Origin of the sequence: Marinomonas piezotolerans, from assembly GCF_003362755.1 — a bacterium.
GTDB lineage: Bacteria > Pseudomonadota > Gammaproteobacteria > Pseudomonadales > Marinomonadaceae > Marinomonas > Marinomonas piezotolerans.
In genome coordinates this window covers 581,776-595,405 of sequence record NZ_QKRA01000002.1, presented here as the reverse complement: position 1 = coordinate 595,405, position 13,630 = coordinate 581,776, and the positions used below count along the sequence as shown (strand labels likewise).

General features: G+C 48.2%; 13 protein-coding genes. 6 read left to right on the top strand and 7 right to left on the bottom strand.

The window, feature by feature from the left end; translation table 11 throughout:
• Nucleotides 1–58: 58 nt before the first annotated feature.
• Nucleotides 59–1,330: an aromatic ring-hydroxylating oxygenase subunit alpha gene (locus DN730_RS06790; protein ID WP_115467343.1), complete on the top strand. Its 1,272-nt coding sequence runs from the start codon at nt 59–61 to the stop codon at nt 1,328–1,330.
• A 125-nt stretch (nt 1,331–1,455) separates the two neighbouring features.
• On the opposite strand, the gene DN730_RS06785 is transcribed toward DN730_RS06790, so the two are convergent.
• The gene (locus DN730_RS06785) at nt 1,456–2,046 is read right to left on the bottom strand and encodes a glutathione S-transferase family protein (protein WP_115467342.1); all 591 of its coding nucleotides are present in this window, start codon (nt 2,044–2,046) and stop codon (nt 1,456–1,458) included.
• Nucleotides 2,047–2,163: 117 nt separating this feature from the next.
• On the opposite strand from DN730_RS06785, the gene DN730_RS06780 reads away from it, so the two are divergent.
• Nucleotides 2,164–2,898, top strand: a complete 735-nt coding sequence (locus DN730_RS06780) for a helix-turn-helix transcriptional regulator (protein ID WP_115467341.1) — start codon at nt 2,164–2,166, stop codon at nt 2,896–2,898.
• A 51-nt stretch (nt 2,899–2,949) separates the two neighbouring features.
• Here the strand turns inward: DN730_RS06780 and DN730_RS06775 are convergent, their stop codons facing one another.
• The 3 genes from DN730_RS06775 to DN730_RS06765 form a co-directional block, all read right to left on the bottom strand.
• Complete coding sequence (locus tag DN730_RS06775) at nt 2,950–3,837, bottom strand: DMT family transporter (RefSeq protein WP_115467340.1); 888 nt, start codon at nt 3,835–3,837, stop codon at nt 2,950–2,952.
• A 109-nt stretch (nt 3,838–3,946) separates the two neighbouring features.
• Complete coding sequence (locus tag DN730_RS06770) at nt 3,947–4,759, bottom strand: substrate-binding periplasmic protein (protein WP_425452711.1); 813 nt, start codon at nt 4,757–4,759, stop codon at nt 3,947–3,949.
• Complete coding sequence (locus DN730_RS06765; protein WP_115467338.1) at nt 4,749–6,032, bottom strand: sensor domain-containing diguanylate cyclase; 1,284 nt, start codon at nt 6,030–6,032, stop codon at nt 4,749–4,751. The genes DN730_RS06770 and DN730_RS06765 overlap by 11 nt, the downstream gene beginning before the upstream one ends.
• Nucleotides 6,033–6,377: 345 nt before the next feature.
• Between DN730_RS06765 and DN730_RS06760 the strand changes: the two genes are divergently transcribed.
• A complete protein-coding gene (locus tag DN730_RS06760; RefSeq protein WP_115467337.1) occupies nt 6,378–7,019 on the top strand; it encodes an OmpA family protein in 642 nt (213 codons plus the stop codon).
• Between the two features lie 359 nt (nt 7,020–7,378).
• Here DN730_RS06760 and DN730_RS06755 read toward each other — a convergent pair whose 3' ends face one another.
• Nucleotides 7,379–8,269, bottom strand: a complete 891-nt coding sequence (locus DN730_RS06755; protein WP_115467336.1) for a LysR family transcriptional regulator — start codon at nt 8,267–8,269, stop codon at nt 7,379–7,381.
• 97 nt (nt 8,270–8,366) lie between these two features.
• Between DN730_RS06755 and DN730_RS06750 the strand changes: the two genes are divergently transcribed.
• Complete coding sequence (locus DN730_RS06750; protein ID WP_115467335.1) at nt 8,367–9,374, top strand: NAD-dependent epimerase/dehydratase family protein; 1,008 nt, start codon at nt 8,367–8,369, stop codon at nt 9,372–9,374.
• Here DN730_RS06750 and DN730_RS06745 read toward each other — a convergent pair.
• Nucleotides 9,357–9,983 carry a LysE family translocator gene (locus tag DN730_RS06745; protein ID WP_115467334.1) on the bottom strand — a complete coding sequence of 209 codons (627 nt, stop codon included), beginning with the start codon at nt 9,981–9,983 and terminating at the stop codon, nt 9,357–9,359. The genes DN730_RS06750 and DN730_RS06745 overlap by 18 nt on opposite strands.
• Before the next feature lie 117 nt (nt 9,984–10,100).
• Between DN730_RS06745 and DN730_RS06740 the strand changes: the two genes are divergently transcribed.
• Both DN730_RS06740 and DN730_RS06730 read left to right on the top strand, forming a co-directional pair.
• The gene (locus DN730_RS06740) at nt 10,101–10,889 is read left to right on the top strand and encodes a helix-turn-helix domain-containing protein (RefSeq protein ID WP_115467333.1); all 789 of its coding nucleotides are present in this window, start codon (nt 10,101–10,103) and stop codon (nt 10,887–10,889) included.
• Between the two features lie 279 nt (nt 10,890–11,168).
• Nucleotides 11,169–12,722 carry a hypothetical protein gene (locus tag DN730_RS06730; protein ID WP_115467332.1) on the top strand — a complete coding sequence of 518 codons (1,554 nt, stop codon included), beginning with the start codon at nt 11,169–11,171 and terminating at the stop codon, nt 12,720–12,722.
• 49 nt (nt 12,723–12,771) lie between these two features.
• Here DN730_RS06730 and DN730_RS06725 read toward each other — a convergent pair whose 3' ends face one another.
• Nucleotides 12,772–13,626 (bottom strand): nitrate- and nitrite sensing domain-containing protein, encoded by an 855-nt coding sequence (locus DN730_RS06725; protein ID WP_115467331.1) that lies wholly within the window; start codon nt 13,624–13,626, stop codon nt 12,772–12,774.
• Nucleotides 13,627–13,630 lie beyond the last annotated feature (4 nt).

Here is a 13,630-nt window from a genome sequence, read left to right as displayed (position 1 = left end):
TTATCGATCCGACGAGAGAATCTACATCAACTCAGCCTTGTTATAGAGGATCAATCTAATGAATCAAAACGATTTGTTAAATATGCGTTACGCAACTGTTCAAGAAGCTCGTACAGAAATGTCTCAATTGCTTGAGGCTCGCCCAGCAAATTACTCGTTGGACGCACCACTGTACAACGACCCTCACATGTTCCGTGTTGATGTGGAGGAAGTGTTCCAGAAAGAATGGTTATTCGTGGGGATGACAAGTGAAATCCCTAATCGTGGTGACTATTTTACCGTTGAAATTGCGCAAAACCCTGTCCTAATCGTGCGCGATGCGGACGGCTCTGTAAACGCATTCCATAACACCTGCCGCCACCGTGGTTCACGCGTTTGCCTTGAGCACCGCGGTAAAGTAGCTAACCTTGTGTGTCCCTACCACCAGTGGACTTACGACCTAAAGGGCAACCTACTGTATGCTGGCACAGAAATGGGCGATAGCTTCGACAAATCGCAACACGGCTTGAAGAAAGCACACTGCAAAACCGCTGGCGGATTCATCTTCATTTCTCTAGGTAAAGAAGAGCCACAAGGCGATTTCGATGAGTTCCTAGCGACACTCGAAGAGTACATGGCACCTTACGACGTAGAAAACACCAAGCTGGCCGTAGAGTCCAACATGTACGAAAAAGCGAACTGGAAGCTGGTTATCGAAAACAACCGTGAGTGTTACCACTGTGCAGGGAATCATCCAGAACTTCTAAATACCATTTTAGAATGGGACGACACGAACGATCCGCGTGCGCCACAGGATTTCCTAGACCATTACGCTGAGCAAGCCGCTAAATGGGATGAAGAAGGCATCCCGCACGAGCACCGTAGCTTCGGCCCAGGTAAACGTAACCGTATCGTCCGTATGCCTCTGAAAAAAGGCACCAAAGTGATGACGATTGATGGGGAAGCTGGCTGTAAAAAAATGCTTGGCAATATCAAAAACCCTGAACTTGGCTCGATGCGTATTCTTCATCTACCAAACTCTTGGAACCACATGCAGTCTGATCACTTCATCGTATTCCGAGTGCTACCGATCTCTGCTCAAGAGTCTATGGTGACCACTAAGTGGTTCGTACACAAAGATGCAGTAGAAGGTGTCGATTACGACCCTGCTCGTCTGCGTCAAGTATGGGATGCCACAAATGACCAAGACCGTATCCTTGGTGAGGAAAACCAACTAGGCATCAACTCCGTTGGCTATCAACCAGGTCCATACTCCGAAACATTCGAGTTCGGAATTATGAACTTCCTAGAGTGGTACACGGATACCATCCAAAAAAACCTTAAAAAATAAGGTTAAAAAGCAAGCAAGGAAGCTGGCTTTACTCATAAACCCCAATGCTCGTATTGGGGGTTATCCACTGTTTTTTCAAACAAGGCCCGCTGTTATGCGGGCCTAATCAGTCTTGAGATGACCACTTATGAAAAAGCACTGTGGCTTGCTTGGTAGGCGGGTCGTTGTCGAATACGCTCGATGTAGGCCGCAACCTTAGGCGAAGGCTCCATCCATTTAAATGTGGCCGCGAAATCTAGCAGACCACCGAACACAACATCGGCCGCGGTAAAATCATCGCCAAGCGCCCAACCTGTTTCCGGTGTCATCTCTTCAATTGTCGTATGTACGCGAGATAGATCGCCCCAGCCTGCGGTTACAGGTTCAGGGTGTTCGTATCCGCACGCGGCAAGAGTGAAAGCAGGTTCAATGGTGTTACCTGCGACAAATAGGTAGCGGTAATACGCCCCGCGTTCCTCCGAACTGATAGCAGGGGCCATTTGTTTTTCAGGGAATTTATCTGCTAAGTAGGCGCAGATCGCGAATACTTCCGTCACCACCGTATCGCCATCCACCAGCACCGGCAATTTCCCCATTGGGTTGATACGACGAAATTCGGGGGTGTTATTTTCTTTCGCGGCCAAGTCGATGTGAATGCGCTCATGCTGAACATCGAGTTCTTTAAGCATCCAATCCGTCGTGATGGCTCGACTCATAGGGTTGAAATAATGCTTCATGGTTAATACTCCTTATCGTCATGGTGACGTTGAATAATGTAGTAGACGCTGCAAGGGTTTGTTGCCTCTGATTCAAACTATATGGTTATTTATGCCGCTTAATGGCATATTAGTTAAATGATCAATAAAAGCTTTGAACAACGCACAGAGCGCCGTAGCCGACTCATTGGTTTGTTGCGTTCGGAAACATACTGGAAGACGTCAGACTTGCGTGACCAATTGGGCATCAGTCAGCGTACGTTGATGCGTGAATTAGCAGAGTTAAAACAAGCTGGTTACCCAATTGAGTCAGAACGAGGCCGCGGGGGTGGCATTCGTCTAAATGGTCGGTGGGGAGTGGATCGACTTCAATTGAACCACCATGAAGTGATTGAGCTGCTGCTTTCTTTGGCGATCATGGAATCCCTACAATCGCCATTGCTAACCCATAACTTAAAAGCCATTAAACAGAAACTGTTTCAAGCGTTCCCTCAACAACAGCGCAGCGCCGTCAGTGATATCCGTAAGCGCATTATGATCGGCAGCAACGCCGGCGCTAACACTGTCGCTCGATACATCACACCAGAACACACGATTTCAGAAAGCATCGCCGAAGCATTTCTAGAGCAATGCTGCTTAGAAATCGACTATCAATCCGATACGGGAGCACAGACAACACGGGTCATTGAAGCACACTATATTTTGCTGAATTGGCCAATTTGGTACATCACATCCTGGGACCACCTCAGGCAGTCCTCTCGGATGTTCCGTATTGACCGAATTAAAAGTGCGCGCATCGTGGGCGAACGATTTCAACTCAGACCAATCGAAGACTTCATTGGCATTTATACACCGTATTACCAGAGTATTTGATGGAATCTGAAAGAAACGGTTCGGCTCTGAGGTGCGTCCGCCCTGTTTCTATCATCGGCGGGCTCGCTGTAGAATAATCACGTACAAACCGCTAACGATAACGATCCCAGCACCGACGATGGTCCAGAAGTCAGGCAGCTCACTGAAGACCAAAAAGCCAATAATGGTCGCGAATACTAATAAGCTGTAATTGAAGGGCTGTAAAACCGAGGCTGGAGCGTACTCCAGAGCTTTGACTAACAGAATTTGCGCCGCGACACTTAACACAGATATCACTGCCAACATGACCCACTCTTGCGGGCTTGGCTCGCGCCATACTGTCAAACCAAAGAGTGTTGCACACACGCAACCGACCAATGCCATGTACAGTATGTTGGTGTTAAACCCATCGCCTGCTGAGCTTACTTGGCGAGTCACCACATGGTACCCAGCAAAACATAAAGCAGCACTGAGGGGGATCAGAGATTCTGGTTTGAAGACGTCCAACCCAGGACGCAGGATCACCAGCGTCCCGATAAACCCCGCACACACCGCAAACCAACATTTCAAACTGACTCGCTCTCCTAGAATAGGAGCAGCCAGAGCAATCGCCATTAGAGGAAAGACCGCCATCAAAGAATGCGATTCCGCTAAACCAAGATAGCGTAGCGCCAGATTAAAAATCGCAATTTCAGCGATGGATAAGAGGGAGCGTAATACTTGTAGCTTGGGGCGGACCGAACGTAATGCACGCCTAACCGAGCTGGCTCGGGACACCCAAACGATCGCAAACACAGCAAACACCCAATAACGTACTAAGACGACTTGCGCCACGGACATTTCTTGAACCAGCATTTTCGTCACGGCATCCTGTGATGCAAAGAGCAGCATCGCCGCTAAACATAACAGCACACCTTTACCTATTAGGGTGCGCTCCGCTTCCGTGCCCAATGAACTCATTTAATGATTCGCCTTAAATCGTAACGTCGTGAAGATGATCTAAAAAGAGAGCATCGCGAGGCGCAGAGTATCGCGTCTTTTGTTTCTGCTGAAAAGGGCCTTTAAAAGCTTATTGATTACCCAACGAGATTTGATACTGATCTAGCAGCATCTGCTGCGGCTCACCTTTCATCGCTAGGCGGCCTTCATTCCAAATATTGATCAGTATTTGCCTTTTCTCTGAGGGTATTTGCTTGGAAAAGATTGGCATTTCGACAAGCGGTTTCTCTAGTCCTGGGCGGACCACTTGCAGCGAATCATGTAAATCTAACTGATTGAGCACATACTGAAGGACCAGCTCGTTATCGGCGTATACATCCACTCGATGGGAACGAATCATTTCGAGGATACGGTCAATCACATCATGATCCCCCGCGATGACCTCCACAGACTGAGCGTTTTTCGGGTCATCAATATAATCTTGATAGTCCGCACTCATAGAGCTGTAATCCCAACCCGGCCCCGTCGCTATACGACGCCCCGTTAATGATGAGACGCCATCGTATCGCCAAGGATCTCCTCGCCTGATGACAAACGCACTGTCGTAAGCAAAGGTAGGCTCATCTGCGTAGATAAAGCCATTATCTGGATTTTTGGTATATAAAAACTCTGGCAACATGTCACACATTCCTTCAGAGACCATGTCTAAGCCGCGCGCGAGGGGCACCTCGTAGTATTCCAGTGTATAGCCTTGTTCAGAATAAATGTGCTCCAACATATCAATGATGACACCGCGCTGTGGTGCACTTGCGGTTGGAAATATGGTCATCGGGGGCCATTGGTCGTAGCACACTTTTAGCGTTGTCGTGTAGCCCGCACTCGCAAAAGAAAGCCCAAGAACGTATATAAATAAAGACACTATGCTGCGTTTACTATTTCTCAACACAATCTCTCCCATTCCCCTTCGCGCCGTAGAGTTTAAAATCGGCACGTTTAAACAATTCATCGATGCGTTGATCTTCTGGGTTTGAAGACTCAACGCCAAGGCTCACAGTATAGGTCACATTGTGACCATCGACGTGCAACACTGAGTCACTGATCGCTTGGCGTATCTTATCAGCGATCTCAAATGCGTCGTCTAATCCCGTCTCGATAAGCAATATGGCAAACTCTTCTCCACCAACTCTTCCCAAAAGATCAGACTCGCCTAAAAAGGTTTGCAGCGTTTGGGTAAAATGAATCAACACTTTATCACCCACATAATGCCCATAGGTGTCATTAATACGCTTGAAGTAATCAAGATCCATTAAGATAAATGTCACGGTCGATTGCTGGCGCTGACAAAGAGCGAGCTGCTGCTGTGCTGCTTCAAAAAAACTGCCGCGATTTAACACATGTGTTAGGGAATCTCTTGTCGCTAAGTGTTTCAACTTTTCGTTCAATGTTTCTAGATCTTCGGTACGCTTCGCGACGGCGTCTTCCAGCCAATCTCGCTTAGCTTGCTCATCATTTATCAAGCGCGTTCGGTCTGTCGAAATAGTGCTGAGCATCGTATTCATATGGCTCTGCAATCGGCTCAGTTCATTCGCTTCGGTGTTGGATAACTCAATACGCTTGCTGACATCTTGGCTTTTTTGTACTTCATCAACTTGCGACATCAGCTCCCTAAGCGGCGCCGCCAAGTAGCGGTCAAACGCCCAAATAAATAACCAGAATAAAATCGTGAGCTTTATAAAGGCCGTCACGGCTATCAAGGTGAAACCAAACCAAACTCGCTCAAATACAACGTCTGAAGAGGAATAAAGCACTAAGGTCCCTAGTGGGATGTTTTCGTCGTTCATCGACCAATGTAATGCAGATGTCGAATTAAATAGCGAGATAGGCGTTGCGTTGTTTTCATAAATTCTTTTTGAAGTGACCAATTGCTCATTTTCATCGAACACGTCCACCCCTTCGATAATGGGTAATTGGATCACGCCTGAGACCAGCGCATTCAATTGGCTTTGATTATACTGCCATAAGCTGGTCGCAATCGGACCGCGTATGGTTTCCTCTAATTGCTCTAACTCGCTGACAATGGCGTCTTGAGTTTTTAGGTATTCTCCCAAAAACTGTAAGCTTGTGATGAGCAGAGTAACCACTAAATAGATGGAGAAAATCACTCGCATCACTTTTTGGGAGAGATTGTTTGGTCGACGCAAAGAACTAAAAAACATTGAAAACAACCCTTTCCAAATAGGCGTTAGCGTCAAGTTTACCCTAATACCTGCAAAAACACGCCTATAAATGTCTTCAACTCACATGCATTAATCTCAACGTAAACACCGCACGCATCGCAAATCCAGAGTAAACAAACCCTCTTATTTTGCCGTTGAACGGTGATCACATTAACCGACAATAAGACCTACGAAATAAGCAAGTTTGATTAACACACCCATATGACGATTTGTGTGTCATTAACCTTCTATAACAAAATCTTATTATTTTTTCCTCGTTTGGTTGTTTTTCGATCATGGATTGGTAGAATCGTCCGGCATTATTTTTTGACAGGAGTCTAAACAATGTACAGGATGATCAAACACACATGCATTTCTCTACTCACGTTACCTTTTCTTACCGCTGCGAATGCCAGCAGTTTATACAACGCTCCAGACATCTCTCTACGCCTAAAAGACCAAGATAAAGATGGTGTGATTAACGCCAGAGACCTTTGCCCAGACACGGCCCCCAATAGCGTCATCGATAATAACGGGTGCCCAGAACACGATGTTCACTACCTCTCTGGGGAGCTTGATGTCCACTTTGGTACAGGAGAGCATGAACTCAAACCAAGCTTCTACTCAGGTTTACTGCGGCTCGGGAAATTCCTACAGAAAAACCCAAACACCATCGCCATTATTACAGGCCATACCGATGATGTTGGCGATGCGGCCGCCAACAAACTCTTGTCGCAAAAGCGCGCTCAATCCATCGCCAAAGTATTGTCAGAAAAGTTTAAAATTGATATCGAACGCATCGTGGCACTGGGTTACGGTGAGTCACGCCCTGTTTTACCAAATGATTCAGAGGCGGACCGAAAGAGAAACCGCCGCGTTCAAGCGACGGTAGTATCCCAATTTCAAGCCAAAGAAACGGTCGCCCAACAAAAATGGACCGTTTGGGATTACAAAGTACCGGGCGGCGTATACAGCACAAGACGCTAGTCGCTGGCCTCTTTTTTACCATGAAGCACTAACGTAAAACGTCTAACCCAATACCTTAAGCAAAACATAAGGTTTCTCCGTTAGCCTTGTTCAATAGACCAAAAAATCCAGCCTATGCTAACAATGCGCCAATTCGTATTGTCAGCATAGGCTGGACTTATCAAGTTGTTGATTCAATGTAGGCAGAGCGAATGGACTTTACTCGTAGAGCGTTAATAACGATTAATCACTTTATCACTCTTGCTCCACGCTTGTATGACCTCATCGTGAGCGCTGACGAATTTGAATGCAAACGTCTGATGACGGATAAAATCGACACCTATTTCTATAGCTAAAATTCGGCGCTGGAAGGCCGTCTATTACTGCGCTTGGTTAACGAGCTCAGCCCCCAAAAAGTCAAACACCGCTTTACACACCCGACTGCGTTTCAAGTCTTCATGCATTGTAAGCCACATCTCAAGGCTGAGATCGAGCTGTCCAGGCAATACCGAGATGATATCGGGATCATCAGCAACCAGCGCGGCTTGGCAAGCGCCGATCCCCACGCCTGCTCGCAACATCGCCAACTGCGCCAAGCTGTTATCTGAGCGGTATTGAAATACATGGCGGTCGATCTTGAATGGCATCTTGTCGACACGGTTGCGAATATAATCTGACAACGTATCAAACCCAATCAGCGTATGCTGGCTTAGATCTGCAATTGTCTGCGGTTCAGGGTGCTGTTCAAGATAGCGGCGATGGGCAAAAAAACCTAATTCAAGTTGCCCTAGCCGTCTCGTGATTAACGCTTGTTGAGTAGGACGAAACATACGCAGCGCAATATCCGCCTCGCGGTATAACAAGTCATGGGGCGCATCTGAGATAACCAATTCTACAACGAGTTGAGGATAGGCTTGCCTAAGTTTTGCAAGCACTGCTGGCAGAATTTCTACCCCAACCACCTCGCTGGCACTAATACGCACTGTGCCACTGATAGCGTCCCCTGCCCGCTGTGCCAAGCGTATGATTGAAGCAGCCATACTGGCCATTTGCTGCGCCTGAGGCAATAATTCATGCGCAATATCCGTCGCGACAAACCCCGTTTGCGTACGAACAAACAAGCTGACATCCAATGCTTTCTCTAGCTCCGAAATATGCCGACCGATGGTAGGCTGAGTCGAGCCTGTGGCACGCGCTGCGCCCGATAACGAGCCATGCTCCATAACCGCCAGAAAGGAGTGATACAGCGTCCAGTTAATTGACTCATCCATAAATTTTTGAATACCCGATAAGCTATTTTAGACAATTTTATATAACAAAAAGAATAGCTAATCTATCCCTATACCACCACTACAACAGGGCAATATCATGACTTCTCCATCCGCTTTTCAATCCACCGCAACCTCCGTCAGCCACACAGACTCAAACTCAAATAGAGCCTTGGTGCTGGGTGCAACGGGAGGTATTGGCTCCGTCATTACTCAACAACTCCTGCAGCAAGGCTGGCAGGTGACAGCGCTGAAACGGGACCTTTCGAATGTACCTTCTAACTCTCCGATTCAGTGGCAACAAGGGGACGCCCTTAATCAAGCGGACGTGCTCAATGCCAGTCAGGGATGCCAAGTAATCGTGCATGCCGTCAACCCAGCGGGCTACCGTGACTGGGAAACGCTCGTCATCCCCATGCTGTGCAGTACCTTGCACGCTGCGCAACATCAACAAGCCTGTGTCGTCGTACCGGGTAATATTTACAACTTTAGTGCCCAAGCCGGCACCCATATCAATGAAGACGCACCTCAACAGCCCACCAGTAAAAAGGGGAAAGTACGAGTATCGATGGAGCAGCAATTGGAGGCGTTCACACAACAAGGAGGCCAATGCATTCTCCTGCGTTGCGGAGATTTTTTTGGGCCGACCAGCGTTAGTGGCTGGTTTGAACAAGGCATCGCCCCCAAAGGCATTACAAGTAAACGACTGTTTACCCTCGCAAAGCGAGGTGTGGGACATCAATGGGCCTATCTTCCAGATGTGGCCGAAACCATGATGCAATTGATCTTACGCCGCGAAGAGCTCCCTCGTTTCGCTCGTTTTCATATGAATGGACACTGGGACCATGACGGCACACAAATGGCCAACACGGCCGCCAAAGTGATTGCGGACCAAAGAGGCCATACGCCGCGCCTACAAGCCTTTCCCTGGTGGAGCATTTACGTCGCATCAGCGTTTAACAAGACCTTTAAGGAGCTTCTTGAGATGCGCTATTTATGGCAGTATCCATTAAGAATGAGCAATGAAAAACTGGTGTCGCTGCTCGGAGAAGAACCGCATACCCCGCTAGAAGAAGCCATTAGCGCCACCTTAGCGCCAAACCGCTAACACCGCCGCTAAACCAATAAATATCCCACCGCAAACCCGCTCTAGCCAATGTAAATAGCGCTGTACACGTTGACGAAACGCGGGTTGAGCGATCCAAAGCACCAACACCCAATCCCAAACAAGCACAACGAGGAACATCCATACACCCGCGACGGTTTGCTGTAGCACGGTTGCCTGCTCTCCTAAGATTGAACTCATTAAGCTTAAATAGAACAATGCATTTTTGGGATTCAGAACCGCCGACCCCAGTCCAAGAAAAAAGGTATGCCAACGATTCGACAACCGCGTACGAGTTACCGTCACCTCCATCAAAGCTGGCTGCGCGCGCAATAGATTGACGCCGATCCATGCCAAATACACTACCCCCAGCCATTGAATCACATTAAATATCATGGGGTATTCTCGTAGCGTGGCACCAACAACGATCACCAAGGCGATATACAGTAAATTTCCCAACGCAATGCCAATGACTGCGTAACGACTTCGTTGGTGACCAAAGCGTAATGTCTGGGTAATAAGAAGGACAAAGTCTTGGCCAGGGCTCAACAACGCTAACCAATGCGCCAGTGCTAGCACGAAAAAGGTTTGCGGAATAAACTGTTCAATCATATTTGCGGTCTCCGTGTCAGAGACGGCATCATAAGAAATCGCATTCAGTAATGATTGTCAGAAATTGACCCTGCTTAATGCGTCACTCATTCATAACCCAGAGAGGATGAACAGAGAATGGTGCCTTCACGGCAGGAACAACACTTTATCGACCACCCTCGCTTGCCCTTTTTAACGCTGCGCTCCACGTTCAACAGTGGCTTAGCGTATAAAACGCATCAGCATGAGACCGTTTCATTGGGCGTTGTGCTAGAGGGGACTACTCGGAGCACCATTAACGGTAGCGAATACCACCTACAGGCGGGCGACATGGTGCTGATCCCACCGCATTGCGCACATGCCTGCAATCCTAAAACGGGTCACCGCAGTTATCACATGTTGTATATTGATCAACAGTGGTGTGTCGAAGTACTCAACGCAAATCCGGACCAGATGGTATTTACAACCAAACAGCATGTCCTGCGCGATGCAACGCTTTTTGCCTCGCTCAAAGCATGGTTAGACGACTTCTCTAACCCTCAATATGATGACCTCACCCCCCTCACTGCAATCATCCAACACGCGGGAGATCTTACCCCCGCCTCGCCACGCCATTTAGACCGGATTACTCAAAGTGAGCAGAGCATTCAGGCTCTGGCCGCGGAACAAGGCATGAGTCAGGAAGGGTTTATTCGGGCCATTAAACGTCAGACAGGCTTATCCCCGCTCGCACTGCGGCATAACCAGCGCATCGAGCTGGCCAAACAGTTTATCGCACAAGGTATGCCTCTGATTGAGGTCGCCTTACTGGTTGGCTATCAAGACCAAAGCCAGTTTCACAAGCACTTTGTCCATTTCACCGCCGCCACACCCAAACAGTACCAAGGCCGTTTAACCAGCCCTCCTACCACCACTAGAAAAAGCTAATTGGCAGATAAAAATCCAACTTGAAGCACTCGTCATCATTCAGAAAATGGCTTTTATGGCAGTGAACATAGGCGGACGTTGAACGTAAATGGACTCTGTACCAAAACGTACTGATAACGCCACCCCAAGACTAAATTGTGCACAAAGAGCCTCATCTAAACCATAAACTAAGATCAAAAAATCCTATAAAAACCATCAATAATACTGAAGAAAGCCACATCTTCGTCGATAAAGGGACTAATATAGAAAAAAACCAAGCGTGCACAAAGGGAGAGAAAGATGAAAAAAACCGTTATTTACCTCGCGATAACGGCCGCCATTGCAGGCTGTAACAGCGATTCAGATTCTGACACCAGCGCCAGCTCAACGAAGGACGCTCTGAACGGTATTTTCCCGACCGGAATGATGGTGACATCGCCGACTCAGCGTGTCTCAGCCAGCAAGCTATCGGATGGAGCCAGTTTTAAAGAAGCGTCTGAGGCAGTGGAAGACGCAGGTGAAGCGGCGGCCACCTTTAGTAGTCGCTTTGATCCTGCCTATTTCTTTGGTGACGTCGTCGATGCCGAATGCTTCGGTCCACCAGTGGCTTACGACAACCATCCAGACGGCACGGACGCAGCGGATCTAACCGATCGATCATTCCCTGCTCTCCCTTCTGGCGATGTTGGGATTTGGACCGCTGCCAACGGTACAACCACCGAAGCATGTGCGGCGGCCCAATTGAACTCTCAAATGAAAGGCGCGGCGAGCCGAGTCTTTATGTCTATGGTCAGTTTCGCAGGCATGGTGGCAACGGCCTCAGCAAATGGCATCTCTCTTCCGACAGCGGGCAATAGTATTTCCTTAACATCTGAGTTGGACGCCCGACTACCGAGCAGTATCAGTGTCACAACAGCAACATTGGCCAAAAGCGCTACGGGGGTTTGGTCGTACACATTAGTCCTTGAATACACAGATCCAACACCGCCTACCGGCGCGACCACACCTCAAACCATCTCGTTGTCGATGGAGCATCATCCAGGCACCTCGAATTCCGCTTATGAAGGCGTCATTAATTACAAAATGGATGACTACTTCAACCCGTCCGGTAACTGCACGGCTGATACCCATGGGGGCTCTAGTACGACCAATAATGGCTCGTTGCATTACAAACGTAATGGCGATGACATCAACTTTCAGCACCGCTATGCAGGCTTATGTGGCCATGATCAAGATGGCTTATCGGAATCGATCACAGGCATGACACTTAAACATGTCGCGCCGAACAGCGCTTGGAAAAACAACTTCACCATCCTAACGTCTGATTTCGACAAATCTGACATGAGCGGCTCTTATGCGTACACCTGGCAAGCAGGAGACAATGATAGTGCAGCGCGGATCTTATTTGTTGGCCTCAATAGCAATAACAACAATGGCGAAGCCTACTATGGATACGGCGATCAGGTTCAGAATTCGACCTCAGGGGACATCCTTGGCTTTTACTGTAACTGGGCGGGGCCTGGACAAACAGCCACTCGGCATGACTACGCCCAGCGCCAATTCCTGACCTATGACGCGACCGACCAACGCTATGAACTCAGTAGCGCGGCCTCAAGCAATATTACCTATGCACCGACTAATTCTTGTACATACGCCGCAGGCAGCGGATTTGTATACGACAAAGACATAGACGTAACCAACGGCATCCCTGACACCGATGCGCTCACCGATGAATCGGATGTGTCAGTATCAATTGATCTCATGGACAAAACCGTAGGTACAACGACTTACTCTACTATTATGGAAGCCATTGCAGGCAGGGGTTACAACAAACCAACCTATCCTGCGCCTTAGCGCGGGATAGGTTCACAAACCTGCCAATATCATTGCGGGGTATACTGCTTTACCTTTGTTGCCGTGACTGCAAATGCTCCAACGCAACATCCACTAATCCGAGCAGTTCATCGATGGATTGGGTGGCCTGTTGGAAATAGGCTTTCGCGGCAATCTTGGGTGACTCCAACCCCAGCAACTCTTGTTTGATGCAGCATAAAAAGTTTGTCACGACTTGCTCACTGTGCTGCAGTCGAAATGCGGTCGCTTGGGGGTTATTCGTAGTATGTTGTTGCAAGGTGGCAAACGCCTTACCAGAAAGCCCCTCAATCTTCTGATATAGAAACTGCATCCTGACCCGTTGCTCTGCGCTGCTATGCCCTGCAGCGGCGATACCGGTGCCCATTGCGCGAGCTTGCCCTGCCCATTCTGCCGCTTGAATCACTTCGTGCCAGATGCATGACAAATACTCTAGCTCCGTTTGACCTTGGGTTAGATCGATCTCCCCTGCTACATCTTCCATCAAAAAGATGCAGTGACGGATTATCAAATTATGCTGTTTTAAATTGTTGGCGGGGTCATTTTTATGGCCTTCTCGCAAGCGGGACCAATGATCAATCAAACTGTTCCATGCGTCTCGAAATGTCGTTTGCTGAGATTGAGCGGCGCTAATCTTCTGATCCAACGTCTGTCTTGTGGATTCAAGCTCCTTAACCATACTGGTGTCGCCACAAAGCAACGCGTTACTCAACCCTCGGTGCCGTTGAAATCCGGCAATCAGGCCTCTTAGCAACGCCAGTTGCTGAATGTTCGACTGAATATGTCGGCGCGCCTTGCGCTTAAGTCGCTGATGCAAGACGAAAAACACTGCAGCCAGAAGCAACAGAACTAGAAGTAGGATCGACAGTTCATACATATTATCCATAATA

Bases quoted from the DNA above. Each gene is read 5' to 3' on its own strand.
- DN730_RS06755 (WP_115467336.1), bottom strand. From the start codon at position 8,269: ATGGATGAGTCAATTAACTGGACGCTGTATCACTCCTTTCTGGCGGTT.
- DN730_RS06740 (WP_115467333.1), top strand. From the start codon at position 10,101: ATGGTGCCTTCACGGCAGGAACAACACTTTATCGACCACCCTCGCTTG.
- DN730_RS06745 (WP_115467334.1), bottom strand. From the start codon at position 9,983: ATGATTGAACAGTTTATTCCGCAAACCTTTTTCGTGCTAGCACTGGCG.
- DN730_RS06725 (WP_115467331.1), bottom strand. From the start codon at position 13,626: ATGGATAATATGTATGAACTGTCGATCCTACTTCTAGTTCTGTTGCTT.
- DN730_RS06790 (WP_115467343.1), top strand. From the start codon at position 59: ATGAATCAAAACGATTTGTTAAATATGCGTTACGCAACTGTTCAAGAA.
- DN730_RS06785 (WP_115467342.1), bottom strand. From the start codon at position 2,046: ATGAAGCATTATTTCAACCCTATGAGTCGAGCCATCACGACGGATTGG.
- DN730_RS06760 (WP_115467337.1), top strand. From the start codon at position 6,378: ATGTACAGGATGATCAAACACACATGCATTTCTCTACTCACGTTACCT.
- DN730_RS06780 (WP_115467341.1), top strand. From the start codon at position 2,164: ATGATCAATAAAAGCTTTGAACAACGCACAGAGCGCCGTAGCCGACTC.
- DN730_RS06775 (WP_115467340.1), bottom strand. From the start codon at position 3,837: ATGAGTTCATTGGGCACGGAAGCGGAGCGCACCCTAATAGGTAAAGGT.
- DN730_RS06730 (WP_115467332.1), top strand. From the start codon at position 11,169: ATGAAAAAAACCGTTATTTACCTCGCGATAACGGCCGCCATTGCAGGC.
- DN730_RS06765 (WP_115467338.1), bottom strand. From the start codon at position 6,032: ATGTTTTTTAGTTCTTTGCGTCGACCAAACAATCTCTCCCAAAAAGTG.
- DN730_RS06750 (WP_115467335.1), top strand. From the start codon at position 8,367: ATGACTTCTCCATCCGCTTTTCAATCCACCGCAACCTCCGTCAGCCAC.